The organism is Klebsiella sp. C283 (assembly GCF_048822555.1).
Taxonomy (GTDB): Bacteria; Pseudomonadota; Gammaproteobacteria; order Enterobacterales; family Enterobacteriaceae; genus Klebsiella; species Klebsiella quasipneumoniae.
The window spans coordinates 19,539-34,114 of sequence record NZ_JBMEZS010000020.1; the positions used below are offsets into that span (position 1 = coordinate 19,539).

10 protein-coding genes are annotated in these 14,576 nt (G+C 53.7%); 1 reads left to right on the forward strand and 9 read right to left on the reverse strand.

The window, feature by feature from the left end; all coding sequences use genetic code 11:
* The first annotated feature begins 1 nt into the window (after position 1).
* Positions 2-319 (forward strand): PTS lactose/cellobiose transporter subunit IIA, encoded by a 318-nt coding sequence (locus ACOI7Z_RS25475; protein WP_004206755.1) that lies wholly within the window; start codon positions 2-4, stop codon positions 317-319.
* Between the two features lie 43 nt (positions 320-362).
* Here the strand turns inward: ACOI7Z_RS25475 and dcuB are convergent, their stop codons facing one another.
* The 9 genes from dcuB to secE form a co-directional block, all read right to left on the reverse strand.
* Complete coding sequence (gene dcuB / locus ACOI7Z_RS25480; RefSeq protein ID WP_023291592.1) at positions 363-1,703, reverse strand: anaerobic C4-dicarboxylate transporter DcuB; 1,341 nt, start codon at positions 1,701-1,703, stop codon at positions 363-365.
* Positions 1,704-2,100: 397 nt separating this feature from the next.
* A complete protein-coding gene (rpoC, locus tag ACOI7Z_RS25485) occupies positions 2,101-6,324 on the reverse strand; it encodes a DNA-directed RNA polymerase subunit beta' (RefSeq protein WP_023291591.1) in 4,224 nt (1,407 codons plus the stop codon).
* Positions 6,325-6,400: 76 nt separating this feature from the next.
* Positions 6,401-10,429 carry a DNA-directed RNA polymerase subunit beta gene (gene rpoB, locus ACOI7Z_RS25490; protein ID WP_004206758.1) on the reverse strand — a complete coding sequence of 1,343 codons (4,029 nt, stop codon included), beginning with the start codon at positions 10,427-10,429 and terminating at the stop codon, positions 6,401-6,403.
* Between the two features lie 324 nt (positions 10,430-10,753).
* Positions 10,754-11,119: a 50S ribosomal protein L7/L12 gene (rplL, locus tag ACOI7Z_RS25495; protein ID WP_002884142.1), complete on the reverse strand. Its 366-nt coding sequence runs from the start codon at positions 11,117-11,119 to the stop codon at positions 10,754-10,756.
* Positions 11,120-11,185: 66 nt separating this feature from the next.
* Complete coding sequence (rplJ, locus tag ACOI7Z_RS25500) at positions 11,186-11,683, reverse strand: 50S ribosomal protein L10 (RefSeq protein WP_001207203.1); 498 nt, start codon at positions 11,681-11,683, stop codon at positions 11,186-11,188.
* 289 nt (positions 11,684-11,972) lie between these two features.
* Positions 11,973-12,677, reverse strand: a complete 705-nt coding sequence (gene rplA / locus ACOI7Z_RS25505; RefSeq protein WP_002884036.1) for a 50S ribosomal protein L1 — start codon at positions 12,675-12,677, stop codon at positions 11,973-11,975.
* 3 nt (positions 12,678-12,680) lie between these two features.
* Positions 12,681-13,109 (reverse strand): 50S ribosomal protein L11, encoded by a 429-nt coding sequence (rplK, locus tag ACOI7Z_RS25510; RefSeq protein WP_002884034.1) that lies wholly within the window; start codon positions 13,107-13,109, stop codon positions 12,681-12,683.
* A 156-nt stretch (positions 13,110-13,265) separates the two neighbouring features.
* Positions 13,266-13,811, reverse strand: a complete 546-nt coding sequence (gene nusG / locus ACOI7Z_RS25515) for a transcription termination/antitermination protein NusG (RefSeq protein ID WP_001287521.1) — start codon at positions 13,809-13,811, stop codon at positions 13,266-13,268.
* A gap of 1 nt (position 13,812) precedes the next feature.
* Entirely contained in the window at positions 13,813-14,196 is a 384-nt protein-coding gene (secE, locus tag ACOI7Z_RS25520; protein WP_002883772.1) for a preprotein translocase subunit SecE, read from the reverse strand.
* Positions 14,197-14,576 lie beyond the last annotated feature (380 nt).

Below are 14,576 nucleotides of genomic sequence, written 5' to 3' on the forward strand. Positions count from 1 at the left end.
GATGGAAGATTTAGAAACGATCATCATGGAGCTGCTGGTTAACGCGGGTTCTGCGCGCAGCGCGGCGCTGACGGCGCTACAGCTGGCGCGGAAAGGCGATTTTGCCGCAGCGGAGCAGGCCATGGCCGAGTCCCATGAGTTCGTCAAACATGCGCATAAAATTCAGACCCAGCTTATCGGCCTGGATGAAGGCAGCGGTAAGCTACCGGTCAACCTGATCACCGTGCATTCTCAGGACCATCTGATGAACGCCATGGTCATTCAGGATCTGGCGACCGATATGATTGAACTATACCGTCGCCTGCCCCTCGCGCAATAATCTCTCGAATTGAACGGGCGTCGCTGCCGGCGCCCGTCCCCGCTTACAGAAAGCCGTACATCGCAGCGAATACCCAGCCAAAAATGCAGGAGACGCCAACGCCGATGAGCCCGGGCAGGATAAAGCTGTGGTTAATCACAAAGCGGCCAATATGGGTGGTCCCTGAGCGGTCAAACTGGATCGCCGCCAGATCGCTGGGGTAGGTCGGCAGAATATAGTAGCCATAGCAGGCCGGCGCAGAAGCCACGATATAGGCCGGGTCGACGCCGATGGCCAGGGCCACCGGAACAATCGCCGCCAGCGCTGCCGCCTGCGAGTTCACAAACTTCGAAACCAGCAGCAGCACGATGGCATAGGCCCATGGATACTCTTTGACCATCTCCCCGAGCACGCCTTTAATTTCGGTCATGTGAGCGCCAAACATGGTCTCCGCCATCCAGGCGATGCCGTACACCGCGACGATAGCGATCATTCCCGAACGAAAGACCTCATTTTTGGAAATCGATGCCGGGTTGGTTTTAGTAATGATGATGATCAGCGCCCCGGAGAGCAGCATAAACATCTGGATCACCAGCACCATCGACAGCGGTTTACCGTCAAAGGTCGGACGCAGTTCAGAGAAGGCGCCGAGCAGCGCCACCACAGCGATGGAGGCCAGAAAAATCCACATCGCTATCCAGTTGCTGGTGGGCAACTTTCTATCCAGCAGCGTCGCCGTATCGCCATAGACGTAATGGCGGTTCTCCGGTACCGCAATAAACGCCTGGAAGGCTTCGTCTTTATCCAGATCTTTGCCACGGAACCAGCTGAAGATGCCGATGGCTAAAATGCCCAGCAGCGTGGAAGGAATGGTTATCGCCAGCAGATCGAGAAACTCGAGATGTTTACCGTTAAAGGTAAAATTCCCCAGCATCGCCACCAGCGAGACCACCGCCACCGAGACCGGGCTGGCGATGATCCCCATCTGGGCGCCAATGGAGCTGGCGGCCATCGGACGCTCCGGGCGAATGTTATTCTTAATCGCCACATCGTAGATAATCGGCAGGATGGTATACACCACGTGACCGGTACCGCAGAGGATAGTCAGCGTGCAGGTGACGAAAGGCGCCACAATAGAGACATATTTTGGGTTTCGCCGCAGCAGCTTCTCGGCAATCTGCAGCATGACATCCAGGCCGCCGGACGCCTGCAGCGTCGCCGAGGCGGCCACCACCGCAATGATCACCAGCATCACATCAACCGGCGGTTTACCCGGCTGGAGATGAAAAACAAAGACGAGGATCACTAAACCGATGCCGCCCAGCAGCCCCAGCGCAATACCGCCTTTTCGGGCACCATAAAACAGACAAATTAAGATAATAATGAGTTGTATCGCGAATTCCATGCAGCCCCCAGAGCCTGTCCGCTCAGACCTAAAGTAATGATCCCTACCTGCCTGCCGGGATTATTTCTGCGCCTTGTTGGGGGAAGCATGAGATGCAGCGATCCCTCTCCAGGCCGTCGCGCCGAAGATAAAGCAGCAGCAGTAATCCCATGATTCATCAGGTATTTTGAATATATCCTCTTTGAATTGTTTATTTTTTGATATGAGTAGAAGTTTTACCCATATATAAAGAAAGGTTTTTGAGGTGAAAGGCTAAAGGATATTTTTTATGAATTAATTGCTAAAAAATTGCATCCTGGATATGGCGTAAATGTAATTAAAGAAGGGGAAAGCGGAGAACAGGCAATAAAAAAGCCGGTCAGGTTTCCTGACCGGCTTTTTAGCAGTGCATCAACGATTAATCGTTGTCAGAACCGCCCAGACCTGCGTTCAGCAGCTCTGCCAGGTTGGCAGATGCTTCTTCCACGCTCACCTGCGGTGCCGCCGGCAGTTCGCCAGCAGCGCGACGGCGCATACGATCCTGGTGGTACGCATAACCGGTACCGGCCGGGATCAGACGACCCACGATGACGTTCTCTTTCAGACCGCGCAGTTCGTCGCGTTTGCCCGCAACGGCTGCTTCGGTCAGCACGCGAGTGGTCTCCTGGAACGATGCCGCGGAGATGAAGGACTCGGTGGCCAGAGACGCTTTGGTGATACCCAGCAGATCGCGGGAGAACGTTGCGCCCACTTTGCCGTTCGCTTCCAGTTCGCGGTTTGCGATCTTGACGCGGGAGTATTCCACCTGCTCGCCTTCGAGGAAGTCGGAGCTGCCTGCGCTTTCGATGGTGGCTTTACGCAGCATCTGACGAACGATAACTTCGATGTGCTTATCGTTAATCTTAACGCCCTGCAGACGGTATACGTCCTGGACTTCGTTAACAATGTAACGGGTCACAGCATGTACGCCACGCAGACGCAGAATGTCGTGCGGTGCTTCCGGACCGTCGGAAACTACGTCACCACGTTCTACACGTTCACCTTCGAACACGTTGAGCTGACGCCATTTCGGAATCATCTCTTCGTACGGCTCGCTACCGTCTACCGGGGTGATAACCAGGCGACGTTTCCCTTTGGTTTCTTTACCGAAGGAAATGATACCGCTGATTTCAGCCAGAATAGCCGGCTCTTTCGGACGACGTGCTTCGAACAGGTCCGCAACGCGCGGCAGACCACCGGTGATGTCCTTGGTACCGCCGGATTCCTGCGGAATACGCGCCAGGGTGTCACCAGAGCTGATCTGTACGCCATCTTCCAGCTGAACAATCGCTTTACCCGGCAGGAAGTACTGAGCAGGCATATCGGTACCTGGGATCAGAACGTCGTTGCCCTGAGCATCAACGATTTTCAGCGCCGGACGCAGATCTTTACCACCTGCGGTACGTTCTGCAGAGTCCAGAACCACCAGCGAAGACAGACCGGTCAGCTCGTCGGTCTGACGAGTAATGGTCTGGCCGTCGATCATGTCAGTGAAGCGGATAAAACCACTCACTTCGGTGATAACCGGCATGGTGTGCGGATCCCAGTTTGCGACGGTTTCACCGCCGGCAACCTGCTCACCGTCGCCTTTCGCCATAACCGCACCGTAAGGCACTTTATAGCTCTCTTTGGTACGACCGAATTCGTCGATCAGCTTCAGCTCGGTGTTACGAGAAGTGATAACCAGTTTACCGCTGGAGTTCACAACCGACTTCGCGTTGCTGAGCTTGATGCTACCTTTATTTTTCACCTGGATGCTGGATTCAGCAGCCGCACGAGATGCCGCACCACCGATGTGGAACGTACGCATCGTCAGCTGTGTACCCGGCTCACCGATGGACTGTGCCGCGATGACGCCGATAGCCTCACCTTTGTTGATGATGTGGCCACGCGCCAGGTCACGACCATAGCAGTGCGCACATACACCAAAGTCGGTGTCACAGGATACAACGGAACGCACTTTGACGGAGTCAACGGAGTTCGCTTCCAGCAGGTCACACCAGTGCTCGTGCAGCAGCGTGTTGCGTGGAACCAGAATATCCGCGGTACCCGGCTTCAGCACGTCTTCCGCCGTTACACGACCCAGTACGCGATCGCGCAGCGGCTCTTTAACGTCGCCACCTTCGATAACCGGCGTCATAGTGATGCCTTCCAGGGTGCCGCAGTCGTCTTCAGTGACGACCAGGTCCTGGGCAACGTCGACCAGACGACGAGTCAGGTAACCGGAGTTCGCTGTTTTCAGTGCGGTATCCGCCAGACCTTTACGCGCACCGTGCGTGGAGATGAAGTACTGGAGTACGTTCAGACCTTCACGGAAGTTCGCGGTGATCGGCGTTTCGATGATGGAGCCATCCGGCTTCGCCATCAGACCACGCATACCGGCCAGCTGACGAATCTGTGCAGCAGAACCACGCGCACCGGAGTCGGCCATCATGTAGATGCTGTTGAAGGAAACCTGCTGCTCTTCCTGACCGTCACGGTTAATCACGGTTTCGGTTTGCAGGTTATCCATCATCGCTTTGGATACACGATCGTTCGCCGCAGCCCAGATATCGATAACTTTGTTATAACGTTCGCCCGCGGTCACCAGACCGGACTGGAACTGTTCCTGAATCTCAGCAACTTCCGCTTCCGCTTCGCTGATGATTTCGTATTTTTTCTCCGGGATGACCATGTCATCGATACCAACGGATGCACCTGAACGCGCTGCGTAAGCAAAGCCGGTGTACATCGTCTGGTCCGCGAAAATAACGGTCGGTTTCAGGCCCAGAATACGGTAACAGGTGTTCAGCATCTTGGAGATCGCTTTCTTGCCAAGCGCCTGGTTCACGATAGAGAACGGCAGACCTTTCGGTACGATCATCCACAGAATGGCACGGCCAACGGTCGTGTCTTTCAGGCTGGTTTTCGCGACAAACTCACCATTGTCGTCTTTTTCGTATTCAGTGATACGCACTTTAACGCGCGCATGCAGAGAGGCCAGGCCGGCGCGATAAATACGCTCAGCTTCTTTCGGGCCAGTCAGCACCATGCCTTCGCCTTTGGCGTTAACACTGTCACGGGTCATGTAGTACAGACCCAGTACAACGTCCTGAGACGGAACGATGATTGGTTCGCCGTTCGCCGGGGACAGGATGTTGTTGGTAGACATCATCAGCGCACGCGCTTCCAGCTGGGCTTCCAGCGTCAGCGGTACGTGAACAGCCATCTGGTCACCATCGAAGTCGGCGTTGTATGCCGCACAAACCAGCGGGTGCAGCTGGATGGCTTTACCTTCGATCAGAACCGGTTCGAATGCCTGGATACCCAGACGGTGCAGGGTCGGCGCACGGTTCAGCAGGACCGGGTGTTCGCGGATAACTTCGTCCAGGATATCCCAAACGACAGCTTCTTCGCGCTCAACCATCTTCTTAGCGGCTTTGATGGTGGTGGCCAGGCCACGCAGTTCCAGCTTGCCGTAGATGAACGGTTTGAACAGCTCCAGCGCCATTTTCTTCGGCAGACCGCACTGATGCAGACGCAGGTATGGACCTACGGTGATAACAGAACGACCGGAGTAATCAACACGCTTACCGAGCAGGTTCTGACGGAAACGACCTTGTTTACCTTTGATCATATCGGCCAAAGATTTCAGAGGACGTTTGTTAGAACCGGTGATCGCACGACCGCGACGACCGTTGTCCAGCAGGGCGTCAACCGCTTCCTGCAGCATACGTTTTTCGTTGCGTACGATGATATCCGGCGCAGCCAGATCCAGCAGACGTTTCAGACGGTTGTTACGGTTGATCACGCGACGATACAGATCGTTGAGGTCAGACGTCGCGAAACGACCGCCATCCAGCGGAACCAGCGGACGCAGATCTGGCGGCAGTACCGGCAGAACGGTCAGGATCATCCACTCCGGCTTGTTGCCAGACTGTACGAAGGCTTCCAGCAGCTTGATGCGCTTGGTCAGCTTTTTACGCTTGGTTTCGGAGTTGGTTTCGTTCAGCTCTTCACGCAGCTGCTCGCATTCCTGCTCCAGATCCATATTGCGCAGCAGCGCCTGGATCGCTTCCGCACCCATCTTCGCGTCGAATTCGTCACCGAACTCTTCCAGCGCGTCCAGGTACTGTTCTTCGGTCAGAATCTGGTTGCGTTCGAGGTTGGTCATGCCACCTTCGATAACCACATAGGATTCAAAGTACAGTACACGTTCGATATCGCGCAGCGGCATATCCAGCAGCAGGCCGATACGGGACGGCAGGGATTTCAGGAACCAGATGTGCGCAGTCGGACATGCCAGCTCAATGTGGCCCATGCGCTCACGACGCACTTTAGTCTGGGTCACTTCAACGCCGCACTTCTCACAGATCACACCGCGGTGTTTCAGGCGCTTGTACTTACCGCACAGGCACTCATAGTCTTTTACCGGCCCAAAGATACGGGCGCAGAAAAGGCCGTCACGCTCAGGTTTGAACGTACGGTAGTTAATGGTTTCCGGCTTTTTAACTTCACCGAAAGACCATGAACGGATCATGTCTGGCGAAGCCAGAGCAATTTTGATCGCATCAAACTCTTCGGTTTTAGTTTGCGCTTTCAGAAACTTTAATAAGTCTTTCACGGATTTGCTCCCGTCGGAGTTAGCACATTCCGCTGCCGGGCGTTAACCCGGCAGCAGTGACCTGTTTGAGCGAGAATTACTCGTCTTCCAGTTCGATGTTGATGCCCAGCGAGCGAATTTCTTTCAACAGTACGTTGAAGGATTCCGGCATGCCCGGTTCCATCTGGTGATTGCCGTCCACGATGTTTTTATACATCTTGGTACGACCGTTCACGTCATCAGACTTAACGGTGAGCATTTCCTGCAGGGTGTAGGCTGCGCCGTATGCTTCCAGCGCCCACACTTCCATCTCACCGAAGCGCTGACCACCGAACTGCGCCTTACCACCCAGCGGCTGCTGAGTCACCAGGCTGTAAGAACCGGTGGAACGCGCGTGCATTTTGTCGTCGACCAGGTGGTTCAGTTTCAGCATGTACATGTAACCCACGGTTACCGGACGCTCGAACTGCTCACCGGTGCGGCCGTCGAACAGGGTGATCTGACCGGAAGTCGGCAGGTCGCCCAGCTGCAGCAGCGCTTTAATTTCCGCTTCTTTCGCACCGTCGAACACCGGCGTTGCGATCGGCATACCTTTACGCAGGTTTTCAGCCAGACGCAGAACTTCTTCATCGCTGAAGGTATTCAGGTCAACTTTCTGACGAACGTCAGCGCCCAGATCGTAGGCACGCTGGATGAACTCGCGCAGTTTCGCGACTTCCTGCTGCTGTTTCAGCATGGCGTTGATCTTATCGCCGATGCCTTTCGCAGCCATACCCAGGTGAGTTTCCAGGATCTGACCGATGTTCATACGAGACGGTACGCCCAGCGGGTTCAGGACGATATCTACCGGCGTACCGTTAGCATCGTGCGGCATATCTTCGATCGGGTTGATCTTAGAGATAACACCCTTGTTACCGTGACGACCTGCCATCTTGTCACCAGGCTGGATACGGCGTTTAACGGCCAGGTATACCTTAACAATCTTCAGCACGCCCGGTGCCAGATCGTCGCCTTGGGTGATTTTGCGGCGTTTCGCTTCGAGTTTTTTCTCGAACTCGTGTTTCAGTTCGTCGTACTGCTCAGCCAGTTGTTCCAGCTGATTTTGTTTCTCTTCGTCGGTCAGGCCCAGTTCCAGCCAGCGATCGCGCGGCAGTTTGTCGAGCTTCTCAGCTTCAACGCCACCGGAGACCAGCACCGCGTAGATACGACTGAACAGACCGGCTTCGAGGATCTGCAGTTCTTCAGACAGGTCTTTTTTGGCCTGCTTCAGCTGCATCTCTTCGATTTCCAGCGCACGTTTGTCTTTTTCTACGCCGTCACGGGTAAAGACCTGAACGTCGATAACGGTACCAGAGACACCGTTCGGTACGCGCAGAGAAGAGTCTTTAACGTCAGACGCTTTCTCACCGAAGATCGCACGCAGCAGTTTCTCTTCCGGCGTCAGCTGGGTTTCACCTTTCGGCGTAACCTTACCAACCAGAATGTCGCCGCCGGTCACTTCCGCACCGATATAAACGATACCGGATTCATCCAGTTTGGAGAGCGCAGCTTCACCCACGTTCGGGATGTCAGCGGTGATCTCTTCCGGCCCCAGCTTGGTGTCACGGGACACGCACGCCAGTTCCTGAATATGGATAGTGGTGAAACGGTCTTCCTGGACAACACGCTCGGAAACGAGGATGGAGTCTTCGAAGTTGTAGCCGTTCCACGGCATGAACGCGACGCGCATGTTCTGACCCAGCGCCAGCTCACCGAGGTCGGTGGACGGGCCGTCGGCCAGCACGTCGCCGCGCTCGATAGGTTCGCCCAGGGACACACAAGGCATCTGGTTGATGCAGGTGTTCTGGTTAGAACGGGTATATTTGGTCAGGTTATAGATGTCGATACCCGCTTCGCCCGGGTACATCTCGTCTTCGTTAACTTTGATAACGATACGGGAAGCATCCACGTACTGAACGGTACCGCCGCGCTTAGCAACGGCAGTAACGCCGGAGTCGACGGCTACAGCACGTTCCATACCGGTACCAACCAGCGGCTTATCAGCGCGCAGAGTCGGAACGGCCTGACGTTGCATGTTCGCACCCATCAATGCACGGTTGGCGTCATCGTGTTCCAGGAACGGGATCAGGGACGCACCGACGGATACCACCTGCTGGGTGGATACGTCCATGTAGTCAACCTGGTCGCGGCTGAACAAGCTGGATTCGCCTTTGCTACGGCAGGTCACCAGATCTTCTACGAAGTGGCCGTTTTCATCCAGGTTGGAGTTCGCCTGAGCGATAACGTAGTTGCCTTCTTCGATAGCAGACAGGTAGTGAATTTCGTCGGTAACCACACCGTCGGTCACTTTACGATACGGCGTCTCAAGGAAGCCATATTCGTTGGTCTGCGCGTATACGGACAGGGAGTTGATCAGACCGATGTTCGGACCTTCAGGTGTTTCGATTGGACATACGCGACCGTAGTGAGTCGGGTGTACGTCTCGAACTTCGAAGCCTGCGCGCTCACGGGTCAGACCGCCTGGGCCGAGTGCGGAGATACGACGTTTGTGCGTGATCTCAGACAGCGGGTTGTTCTGGTCCATAAACTGAGACAGCTGGCTGGAACCAAAGAACTCTTTCACTGCTGCGGAAATCGGTTTGGCGTTGATCATATCCTGAGGCATCAGGGTATCCAGATCGCCCAGAGACAGACGCTCTTTCACCGCACGTTCTACACGTACCAGGCCAACGCGGAACTGGTTTTCCGCCATTTCGCCAACGGAACGGATACGACGGTTGCCGAGGTGGTCGATATCGTCCACTTCGCCTTTACCGTTACGGATATCGATGAGCTTCTTCATCACTTCGATGATGTCGTCTTTGCTCAGGATACCGGAACCTTCGATTTCGTCGCGCAGCAGAGAACGGTTGAACTTCATACGACCAACCGCGGACAGATCGTAGCGGTCTTCGGAGAAGAACAGGTTCTCAAACAGGCTTTCAGCGGCTTCACGAGTCGGCGGCTCGCCAGGGCGCATCATGCGGTAGATTTCTACCAGCGCGCTCAGACGATCGTTAGTCGGGTCGACGCGTACCGTTTCAGAGATGTATGGACCGTGGTCCAGATCGTTGGTAAACAGCGTTTCGATGCGCTTGTGGCCAGACTGGCTCAGCTTAGCCAGCAGATCCAGGCTCAGCTCCATGTTCGCCGGGCAGATCAGTTCGCCAGTCGCTTCATCGATATAGTCTTTAGCCGCCACTTTGCCCGCGATATATTCAACCGGCACTTCGATATGCTTGATATCGTCTTTTTCCAGCTGACGGATATGGCGAGCCGTGATGCGACGGCCTTTCTCAACGTACACTTTGCCGTTGGCTTCGATATCGAAGGAGGCGGTTTCACCGCGCAGACGCTCCGGAATCAGCTCCATCTGCAGCTTGTTGTCGCGAATTTCAAAGACCACTTTTTCGAAGAACAGGTCAAGGATCTGCTCAGTGGTGTAATTCAGCGCGCGCAGGATGATGGTAGCCGGCAGCTTACGACGACGGTCGATACGAACGAACAGGTTGTCTTTCGGGTCGAATTCGAAGTCCAGCCAGGAACCGCGGTAAGGGATGATACGTGCGTTATACAGAACCTTACCGGATGAGTGAGTCTTACCTTTGTCACTGTCAAAGAAGACGCCCGGGCTACGGTGCAGCTGAGAAACGATAACACGCTCGGTACCGTTGATGACGAAGGTACCGTTGTCGGTCATGAGCGGGATTTCGCCCATGTAGACTTCTTGTTCTTTAATGTCTTTGACGGTGCCTTCCGGCGCTTCGCGCTCGTAGATCACCAGACGCAGTTTTACGCGCAGCGGTGCAGAGTAAGTCACGCCACGGATCTGACATTCTTTAACGTCAAAAACCGGTTCGCCCAGACGGTAGCTGACGTATTGCAGCTCGGAATTACCGCTGTAGCTCTGAATCGGGAACACGGAACGGAAAGCAGCTTCCAGACCGTACTGCCCTTCAGGATCTTGCTCGATAAACTTCTGGAACGAGTCAAGCTGGATAGAAAGGAGATATGGCACATCCAGAACTTGTGGACGTTTACCAAAATCCTTACGAATACGTTTTTTCTCGGTATAGGAGTAAACCATAGGGTTCCTCAGCTCGCTGACAAGTCGACCCATCTGCCCGCAGAGGGCAGTTTTTTATGCAACACTATTTTGTTGACCGGAAAATGGAACACTTTCCGCAATGCCTGTTGCTATCACGCTTAAACCATTTCATTGCGATTTACACAGCCCAGGAACCCTAACCTGTCGCAGTATATTAAGTCGTCGATAGAAACAAGCATTGAGAGGCAAACCAGTAGTCAAACAGCGTGAAACGCTACTGGCGCCTTACAGCGCAAAAAGGCTGGTGACCAAAAAGTCACCAGCCTCAGCCTGATTTCTCAGGCTGCAACCGGAAGGGTTGGCTTATTTAACTTCAACTTCAGCGCCAGCTTCTTCCAGAGATTTTTTCAGAGCTTCAGCGTCGTCTTTGCTGATGCCTTCTTTCAGTGCAGCCGGAGCAGATTCTACCAGGTCTTTAGCTTCTTTCAGACCCAGGCCAGTCGCGCCACGTACTGCTTTGATAACAGCAACTTTGTTAGCGCCAGCAGCTTTCAGAATTACGTCGAATTCAGTTTTTTCTTCAGCAGCTTCAACCGGGCCAGCAGCTACAGCTACAGCAGCAGCAGCGGAAACACCGAATTTTTCTTCCATTGCAGAGATCAGCTCAACAACGTCCATTACGGACATAGCGGATACTGCTTCAATGATTTGATCTTTAGTGATAGACATTTAAATTGTTCCTGAATATCAGAATAAGTTTATACGTAAGCGAATGCTTTACAATGATAACTGCGATTAAGCAGCTTCTTTCGCATCGCGTACAGCAGCCAGAGTACGAACCAGTTTGCCAGCCGAAGCTTCTTTCATGGTTGCCATCAGGCGTGCAATTGCTTCTTCGTAGGTCGGCAGAGTTGCCAGGCGGTCGATCTGCGACGCCGGGATCAGCTCACCTTCAAAGGCAGCGGCTTTGACCTCAAATTTTGCATTCGCTTTCGCGAACTCTTTGAACAGACGAGCAGCAGCGCCCGGGTGTTCCATAGAGTATGCAATCAGGGTCGGACCAACAAACGTGTCTTTCAGGCACTCGAACTGAGTACCTTCAACGACGCGGCGCAGCAGGGTGTTACGAACAACACGCATGTATACGCCAGCTTCACGACCTGCTTTACGCAGTTCAGTCATTTTATCTACAGTTACGCCACGGGAATCCGCAACTACTGCAGACAGCGCGCCTTTGGCTACTTCGCTGACTTCAGCAACAATCGCTTGTTTGTCTTGAAGATTTAAAGCCATTAGCTTTGCTCCTGGATGTTTGCCAGAGCCTATGCTCTGGAACTCACTTCACTCAATTCAACGAATAGAGCGTCTAAATACGGTGAGCAGAAACAAGCCAGAATATCCAAAAATAATCTTAGCGTTCTGTCACCGTCTACGCAGGGGATTAAGTTTCTTGCGAAACACCTGCGGTCTTCGACGGAGGCCTGGATAGGCCAGGCTCCAACGAACAATTCGGTTACCTGCTAACCATCGTTAGCAAACGTGGGCGAAGATTGTAGACAAATTCGCCGCCCACGTAAAGGCATTAGTTTGCAGAAGCGTTCAGGCCAGCCTGATCTACTGCAACACCTGCACCCATGGTGGTGGAGATGCTAACTTTCTTGATGTACACGCCTTTCGCCTGAGTCGGTTTTGCTTTTTTCAGCGCAACCAGCAGAGCTTCCAGGTTTTCTTTCAGTTTGTCAGCGTCAAAGTCCACTTTACCGATGGTGGTGTGGATGATGCCGTTTTTGTCGTTACGGTAACGAACCTGACCTGCTTTCGCGTTTTTAACCGCTTCAGCAACGTTCGGAGTTACGGTACCCACTTTCGGGTTCGGCATCAGGCCACGCGGACCCAGAACCTGACCCAGCTGGCCAACAACGCGCATTGCATCCGGGGAAGCAATAACAACGTCAAAGTTCATTTCGCCTTTTTTGATCTGCTCAGCCAGATCTTCCATACCTACCAGCTCAGCGCCTGCAGCTTTAGCAGCTTCAGCGTTTGCGCCCTGGGTAAATACGGCTACGCGAACGGAACGGCCAGTACCGTGCGGCAGTACAGTTGCGCCACGGACGTTCTGGTCAGATTTACGCGCGTCGATGCCGAGGTTAACGGCAACGTCTACGCTTTCGGTAAATTTAGCGGTGGCCAGCTCTTTCAGCAGAGCGATGGCTTCGTTGATGTCGTACTGTTTAGTTGCATCAACTTTCTCACGGATCACGCGCATGCGCTTGGTCAGTTTAGCCATTTCTTAGTCCTCCACTACCAGGCCCATGGAACGTGCAGTACCTTCGATGGAGCGAGTCATCGCTTCAATGTCGGCACCAGTCATGTCGGCAGCTTTGGTCTGCGCGATTTCCTGCAGCTGAGCGCGGGAGATTTTACCCACTTTATCTTTGTTCGGCTTACCGGAACCAGACTTGATGCCTGCAGCTTTCTTCAGCAGAACAGCAGCCGGCGGAGTCTTGGTAACAAAGGTAAAGGAACGGTCAGCGTAAACGGTGATAACAACCGGGATCGGCAGACCTTTCTCCAGGGAATCAGTTTTGGCGTTGAACGCTTTGCAGAATTCCATGATGTTCACGCCCTGCTGACCCAGTGCTGGGCCGACCGGCGGGCTCGGGTTCGCCATACCAGCTGCAACCTGCAGCTTGACGTAGGCTTGGACTTTCTTAGCCATTCTTAAATCCTCAAATTGGGTATTAACGCTTCAGAGAAGCTCCCCGTGATTAAACATCGTTTTACGGGCCGGGCCCATAAAAACAAAAGGCGCGAAATTGTATGCCAATTTCGCGCCCTATGCAACGATTAAATCGCTGCTTTTTTGATCGCCGGCTTACGCCTTCTCAACCTGGCTGAAGTCCAGTTCTACCGGGGTCGCACGACCGAAGATAGAAACGGAAACTTTCAGGCGGGACTTCTCATAGTCCACTTCTTCCACCACGCCGTTAAAGTCAGCGAACGGACCGTCGTTAACGCGAACCATTTCACCCGGTTCAAACAGCGTTTTCGGACGCGGCTTATCGCCAACCTGCTGCAGACGATTCATGATGGCGTCGACTTCTTTGTCGCTGATCGGCGCCGGACGGTCAGAGGTACCGCCGATGAAGCCCATCACGCGCGGTACGCTGCGCACCAGGTGCCAGCTTGCGTCGTTCATGACCATCTGGACCAGAACGTAGCCCGGGAAGAATTTACGTTCGCTTTTGCGACGCTGGCCGCCACGGATCTCAACCACTTCTTCGGTCGGGACCATGACTTCACCAAATAACTCTTCCATGTTGTGTAATTTGATATGTTCACGCAGCGACGTGGCTACGCGACCTTCAAAACCGGAAAACGCCTGAACGACGTACCAGCGCTTTTTAGGAGCTTCAGACATCTCAGAACCTCAGGCCAGTGATAAAGGAGACCAGGCGAACCAGAATACCATCCAGTCCCCACAGGATCAGTGACATTACTGCAGTCACGGCAGCAACAATCAGCGTAGTATGCAGCGTTTCCTGGCGAGTCGGCCAAATCACTTTACGAACTTCGGTTCTCGCTTCGCGAGCAAAAGCAACGGTCGCCTTACCTTTCGTCGTCAACAGCGCGACGCCACCGGCAGCAGCAATAAGAATAACCACGGCCAGCGCACGCACCGCCAGCATAATGTCGCGATAAAGGAAGTTGCCCACGATCGCCACGATCAGCAGCACGGCAACGATAATCCACTTCATCGCTTCCAGGCCGCGCCCGCTCCCTTGAGCTTCGGTATTCGCACTCATAAACCAACCTGTCAGAAGTATTCTACAAACAATTTCACCCCGCGGGGGCGAGGCGATCCAAACCGAAATTAAGTTTCGGATTATACACTTAACTATTCAAATTGCTTCAACGCTGACGGTTCTGTCGCCCCTGCCCTGCTGTTGCAAAGAAGGATACTGATTTGCCGTCGCACTACCGCTCGAATGGTTTGGTGTATAAACGCCCTCTTCAGAGCCTGTCTCAGCAATGATTATGACAAATAAAATCACTGATGAGCCAGGTTCTGGTGTGAAAGCGTGCAAAAAGGGCATCAAATGATGCCCTTTTATTGCGCATTGCGTCAAATGTTATCAGCGATTAGCCGAGAACTTTAGCAACCACGCCCGCGCCAACGGTACGA

Bases quoted from the DNA above. Each gene is read 5' to 3' on its own strand.
- rplJ (WP_001207203.1), bottom strand. From the start codon at position 11,683: ATGGCTTTAAATCTTCAAGACAAACAAGCGATTGTTGCTGAAGTCAGC.
- rplA (WP_002884036.1), bottom strand. From the start codon at position 12,677: ATGGCTAAACTGACCAAGCGCATGCGCGTGATCCGTGAGAAAGTTGAT.
- nusG (WP_001287521.1), bottom strand. From the start codon at position 13,811: ATGTCTGAAGCTCCTAAAAAGCGCTGGTACGTCGTTCAGGCGTTTTCC.
- rplL (WP_002884142.1), bottom strand. From the start codon at position 11,119: ATGTCTATCACTAAAGATCAAATCATTGAAGCAGTATCCGCTATGTCC.
- rpoB (WP_004206758.1), bottom strand. From the start codon at position 10,429: ATGGTTTACTCCTATACCGAGAAAAAACGTATTCGTAAGGATTTTGGT.
- dcuB (WP_023291592.1), bottom strand. From the start codon at position 1,703: ATGGAATTCGCGATACAACTCATTATTATCTTAATTTGTCTGTTTTAT.
- secE (WP_002883772.1), bottom strand. From the start codon at position 14,196: ATGAGTGCGAATACCGAAGCTCAAGGGAGCGGGCGCGGCCTGGAAGCG.
- ACOI7Z_RS25475 (WP_004206755.1), top strand. From the start codon at position 2: ATGGAAGATTTAGAAACGATCATCATGGAGCTGCTGGTTAACGCGGGT.
- rplK (WP_002884034.1), bottom strand. From the start codon at position 13,109: ATGGCTAAGAAAGTCCAAGCCTACGTCAAGCTGCAGGTTGCAGCTGGT.